The sequence below is a fragment of the Anaerovibrio sp. genome (genome assembly GCF_024697385.1).
Lineage (GTDB): Bacteria > Bacillota > Negativicutes > Selenomonadales > Selenomonadaceae > Anaerovibrio.
In genome coordinates, this window is record NZ_JAILFV010000159.1 from 1 (window position 1) to 4,377 (window position 4,377).

Consider the following 4,377-nt stretch of genomic DNA (forward strand, 5'->3'; position numbering starts at 1 on the left):
TCCCGGCTGATTCCCGTTGCAATCATGATACGGTCACGCACCTTGCCATTGATCTGCAGTACGATTTCAACCTCTGCCTTGACAGTAGCTGCTTCATCATATGCAGGCCATTTCTGGCTGTGAACACTGCCTTCACCGATAAGGATTGACCACAGCTCCTCTGTCATGTGCGGAGCAAATGGTGCCAGCATCTTCATAAGGTTAAGTGAAACCTCCCTTACCAGACCGGCATTTACCTTGTCATCATTCTGGAACTTATAGAATTCATTTACCAGCTCCATAATTGAGCTGATTGCTGTGTTGAACATGAACCGGTCGCGTATGTCCTCGGTAACCTTTTTTATGGTACTGTGCAGGACACAGCGCAGCTCTTTTTCAGCATCGTTAAGCAGTGTCTTGTCATAATCATCCGGTGCTGACTTGATCTTGTCCTCAAACTGACTTATGATTCTCCACACACGATTGAGGAACCGGAATGAACCGGCCACACCCTCGTCGCTCCAATCAAGGTCACGCTCCACAGGAGCTGCAAACATTATGAAGAGACGGGCTGTATCAGCACCATACTGGTTTATTATCTCCTCAGGGGATACAACATTACCCTTGGATTTTGACATCTTGCTGCCATCCTTCAGTACCATTCCCTGGGTCAAAAGATTACTGAATGGCTCATCAAAGTCCACCAGGCCTTCATCCCGAAGCACCTTGGTAAAGAACCTGGAATAAAGGAGATGAAGGATAGCGTGCTCAATACCGCCAATGTATTGGTCCACAGGGGCCCAATAATTGACCTTCTCCTTGTCAAAAGGCATTTTATCATTTTTAGGGTCAGTATAACGGAGATAATACCATGATGAACATATAAAGGTATCCATGGTATCGGTTTCACGCTTGGCAGGCTTACCGCACTTAGGACAGGTGCAATTTACGAATTCTTCGCACTGGGCCAGTGGTGAAACAGCTCCGGCCTCAAAATTAACATTTTCAGGGAGCATTACCGGCAGCTGATCCTCAGGAACAAGCTGCTCGCCACAATCCTCACAATATATAACGGGAATAGGAGCACCCCAATAGCGCTGACGGGAAATCAGCCAGTCACGGAGACGGTAATTCACCCGGCGCTTACCAAAGCCTTCCTTTTCTGCCTTGTCCATGATTCCCTTCATGGCAGATTTGATGTCCTGACCATCAAATTCCCCTGAATTAACCAGAACCCCGGCCTTGTCCACATAAGCCTCGGTCATATCCTCCAGATGAAGCTCCTTATCCTTTGGCTGGAGGGTAATGATGATATCAAGATTGTATTTCTTGGCAAACATCCAGTCACGCTGATCCTCAGATGGCACACCCATAACTGCACCGGTACCATAATCAGCCAGTACATAATTGGTCACCCAAATTTCAGCCTTGTTGCCATTGAATGGATTGATTACATATACTCCGGTGCCCACACCCTCTTTTTCAGACTCCGAGGAGGTACGCTCAATATCGGACTGACTCTGTACTTTTTTAACAAAATTCCTGATTTCCTCAGCCTTATCCGGATTAGCTTCACAGATTTTCTCCACCAGAGGATGTTCTGCTGCCAAGGCTACAAAGGTAACGCCATAGGCAGTATCAGGACGGGTAGTGTATACCGACAGCTTTTCCTTCAAAGCCGGGATTTCAAAATCAAACTCCAGGCCCTCACTGCGACCTATCCAATTGTCCTGCATGATTTTAACGCGCTCAGGCCATCCCTTCAGCAGGTCAAGGTCCTTTAAAAGCACATCAGCATAATCAGTAATCTTAAAAAACCACTGGGAAAGATCCTTTTTGACCACCTCATGGTCACAGCGCCAGCACAGTCCATCGATAACCTGCTCGTTGGCCAACACGGTTCCACAGGTATCACACCAGTTTACATAGGCCTTTTTCTTGTAAGCCAGCCCCCGCTTATAAAAGAGCTCAAAGAGCCACTGTGTCCACTTGTAGTAATCAGGACGGCAGGTAGCCACCTCACGGTCCCAATCGTAGGAAAGACCCATTTCACGCTGCTGACGCTTCATATTATCCATGTTGGAGTATGTCCAGTCAGAAGGCTTCACCCCACGCTGGATGGCGGCATTCTCTGCAGGCATTCCAAAGGCATCAAAGCCCATTGGATGAATGACATTGTAGCCTTCCATGGTCTTGAAACGAGCCAGCACATCTCCTATGGAATAATTGCGCACATGACCCATGTGAAGATTTCCAGATGGATACGGAAACATTTCCAAGGTGTAATACTTTGGTTTCTTAGGATCCATTTCAGTCTTGTAAGCCTTGGACTCCAGCCATTTGGCCTGCCATTTCTTTTCTATTTTTTGTGGCATGTATTTCTCCACAACAAAGCCCCCCATACGAATATTTTTTAATTCAATAAGTTACATTATAGAACAACAAATAAACTATCGTCAAATAAAGAAGAGAGTTAATCTGCTCTCACATATCGCTGGCTGTGACTCCTTGGACTGTCCGGAACCGTCATGCGCAGCTTACCGGCCTTTACAAGAGGTTTTATATAATTATTCACGGCATAGCTGATGGTTTTAATCCCCAAATATGTGGCGATTTCCTTACGGCTTCTTGGCTGGGAGCAATATCCCAGCAAGTCCTTATCCTGACTATTGGCATCTGTTATCCCTGCCACGGAATTCTTTTTATAAAAGGTAATAGTGAAGGTACCGCGTTTGTCCTCTATTTGGGCCGGCGGCAAGCCATAACGGGCCAATTCCCGTTCTATTATAGGAATACCTGAATAGCGGTTCTCGGCTATTTCCAACACCTCCAGGGCGGAGGCCAATACCGGATTACGGGTATCAGGCTGAACCTTGCCCAACTGGTCAACAGCAATCCGTCCATAAATTCCGCCAGGACTGCGGATTTCCAAACGATTCTCAAAAAGCTGTAGCTGAACCGGCATTCCCTCCGTATGAATGCTGTAATCCCGATGCAGCAACGCGTTTAGCAACGCCTCCCTGACCGCCGTCATGGGATATTCCGCTCTATCCTCCCGCTTGCCGTCCTGTTCGTTAATAATGGTCTTTATCTTTATGTTTCGACGGACAAATTGCATGGCCCTTTCCAGCATCTGGGATATATCCCCTTCTATACGCTCATTGTCAGCAAATCGTTCCTTGTCCGGGCCAAGATCACTCACCTGTTGTCCCGGCACAACGGTAGCTATTACGCAAAGCTGGGGATAAAATGCCTGTGGATACAGCCCAAACAATAAAACAGCGCTTAGGGTGATTCTCCCCTTCTGGGTTATATTCATTAATTCCTGAATCTGCCCATCTGAAAGCTGGGAAAGATTTGTTTTGCCAATGCGCAGACGGCGTATATAATCTTCTACCCTGTTTTTGTCCAAGGAAGAAAATTCGGCCCGCTCTGCCAGCCGCACTTCATCATGGGTCTTACGCCGAAAGGCTTCATAACTATAAATTTCATACTCTGTCATGGGCTCATCGCTGTCGCCTACCCGCACATAGGCACCCTTGATGCGTCCTACCCCACGATAAAAGCATGGCCGGTCAGCAATATCCACTGCCGGGATTTCGGCTGACACAAATCCTTTACCGTCCACCTCGGTCACCGTCAACACCGGCCGTACCACTGGCTCCATTTGCAGGCATTGGGAATTAATCTTTTTCTGAATATCCTGAATATCATAAACTCCCACTGCCGCATAGTCATTACTTTCATCAATACCAAATATAATGGTACCGCCCCCGTCCTGATTGGAAAAGCTGGACAAGGTATCATATAGACGTCTTGGACATCCTTCATGAGCAGCTTTTAATTCCAAATTCTGACTTTCGCATTTAGTATTTTGTATTAATTTTACTTTTTCTTTCAATTCATCCTCTGTCATTTTTATTTTTCACCCATTTTATTTTATATTTTTAGATGTTATATTTTACTTTTTGGTTATTTTTATATTTTCCTTATTGCAATTTTACATTTCAGTTGTTATTTAGTCAACAAAATTGCAAAAAAATATAGCAGGCAAGCTACCTGCTATAAATGTCATTTTTTTCCTTCAGCAAAAAGAGTAATTGAAATAGAATATTTTTAGTTATCATCTGCCAGTTTTGCTTTCATTATTTTATAGAGTCTTACCCATTCACTACCAGGCCGGCTATTTGTGTCTATAATTTCATTAGGTCGATTTGGAGTCACAACTTCAATTTTGCCATCGGATAATTCGATAATCTCATCATCAAAAATATCCATTATTATTCTGGTATATCTGTCAAAAAATATTGATTGACAAGTGATAACATTCCCTTGTTGTCTAATGGTAGATAACTCTACAGCAATGCCATACCTATTGCCGTTTCCCCACTCCTTGTA

General features: G+C 44.8%; 3 protein-coding genes. All 3 read right to left on the reverse strand.

Features of this window, described 5'->3' with window-relative positions:
• Positions 1 to 2,366 (reverse strand): leucine--tRNA ligase (gene leuS / locus K6C05_RS08545; RefSeq protein ID WP_296733654.1); only part of this gene is annotated, 2,366 nt, incomplete at its 3' end.
• An 86-nt stretch (positions 2,367 to 2,452) separates the two neighbouring features.
• Entirely contained in the window at positions 2,453 to 3,895 is a 1,443-nt protein-coding gene (locus K6C05_RS08550) for an ATP-binding protein (protein WP_296733657.1), read from the reverse strand.
• A gap of 200 nt (positions 3,896 to 4,095) precedes the next feature.
• On the reverse strand, positions 4,096 to 4,377 hold a 282-nt coding region (locus K6C05_RS08555), incomplete at its 5' end, for a hypothetical protein (protein WP_296733660.1).

Excerpts from the sequence above, each read along its gene's own strand:
- K6C05_RS08550 (WP_296733657.1), bottom strand. The coding sequence starts at position 3,895 with ATGACAGAGGATGAATTGAAAGAAAAAGTAAAATTAATACAAAATACT.